Raw genomic sequence first — 1,176 nt, forward strand, 5'->3', positions numbered from 1 at the left:
GCCGTTGATGAGGTTCTTCAGTTCGACCTGGTTATAGGCGCCGCCCTTGCCCGGCTTGACCGTGTTGGTCTTGACGGCCACCCACAGGCCGCCATCGTGCTCGATGACGTAGCCGGGACGGATTTCGTTGCCGTTGATCTTGGCCATGATGATGTGATCCGGGAATGAGATGTTCGCAAGACAGCGATTTCGGGCCTCCAAGACCACAAATCGCCCGAAGAGGCAAGCTGGCGCTGATCGGGTGTCCCGAGGCGGCGGCTCAATCGAAGCGCACGATGGTGCCGCGTTGCGGCGTCTTGTCCTGCGAGAAATCGAGCATGACCTCGTCGACATAGCACCAGCCCCACGTCTCGGGCGGGTCGTAGGCCTCGATGACCGGATGGCCGGTCGCCCGGTAGTGGCCGGTGGCGTGACGGTTCGGAGAACTGTCACAGCAGCCGACATGGCCACAGGTGCGGCACAGCCGCAGCTGCACCCACCAGGAACCGGTCTTCAGGCACTCCTCGCCACCTTCGGCGCTTGGCGTTACCTCGAGGATGAAGCTGCCATGCGTGCATCGTTTGTCGGGCGAAGCCATTTCATTGCCTCCTTGGAGAAGCGATGCCGCGATATAAACCCTCAACCGCTCTCATCGAAACCGCGGCGACCGCTTCGGTAATGATATCGAAGACTTTTGCCAGCCGACGGATCTGCGACGACCGCATGATAGCCATCTGCATGGAAAGATCGAGGTCACTTGCCTCGACGAGCATCGCGCGATGACTTCCGCTGGATTTCCGCTGATCGCGTCAGGGCAGGCGGTTTGCCTTCTGCAGTGCCTGCTTGGTCTGGTCGTCGCTCAATCCTTGCAGGAAATCGTCCATCTCGGGGTCGATGAGGCCGGCGCGGCGGGCGACGATGTACCAGGCGCCGGCAAGCACGAGGTCCGGCTCGGTGCCGATGCCTTGCATATAGAGTTTCGCCAGGCGGTTCTGGGCGGCGACATTGCCGCCTTCGGCGGCCTGCTTCATCCAGCCGAAGGCGGATTTCAAATCACGCCCGCCGCCGCGGCCCTCGATCATCCAGGTGGCGAGGTCGAGTTGCGCGGTGTCATAGTTTTGCCGCGCGGCCTGAGCCAGCAGGCGCCGGGCCTGGGCGTCGTCGCGCGATTTGCCGCCGACGCCGTTGGCATAGATC

Annotated in this window: 3 protein-coding genes and 1 pseudogene; all 4 read right to left on the reverse strand. The window is 62.8% G+C overall.

The features are described 5' to 3' along the window. Positions 1 to 147: pseudogene (locus tag FJ980_RS32980) on the reverse strand (elongation factor P); the annotation flags it as partial. A gap of 112 nt (positions 148 to 259) precedes the next feature. Next, the gene (locus tag FJ980_RS32985; RefSeq protein ID WP_140547596.1) at positions 260 to 577 is read right to left on the reverse strand and encodes a UBP-type zinc finger domain-containing protein; all 318 of its coding nucleotides are present in this window, start codon (positions 575 to 577) and stop codon (positions 260 to 262) included. 1 nt (position 578) lies between these two features. After that, positions 579 to 752, reverse strand: a complete 174-nt coding sequence (locus FJ980_RS35025; protein ID WP_181165380.1) for a hypothetical protein — start codon at positions 750 to 752, stop codon at positions 579 to 581. Positions 753 to 788: 36 nt separating this feature from the next. Further along, positions 789 to 1,176: tetratricopeptide repeat protein (locus tag FJ980_RS32990; protein WP_140547597.1), on the reverse strand; the 388-nt coding region annotated here is incomplete at its 5' end.

It is taken from the genome of Mesorhizobium sp. B1-1-5 (genome assembly GCF_006443065.1).
Classification (GTDB): Bacteria; Pseudomonadota; Alphaproteobacteria; order Rhizobiales; family Rhizobiaceae; genus Mesorhizobium.

Coding starts and splice junctions, on each gene's coding strand:
- FJ980_RS35025 (WP_181165380.1), bottom strand. CDS start 752: ATGCTCGTCGAGGCAAGTGACCTCGATCTTTCCATGCAGATGGCTATC.
- FJ980_RS32985 (WP_140547596.1), bottom strand. CDS start 577: ATGGCTTCGCCCGACAAACGATGCACGCATGGCAGCTTCATCCTCGAG.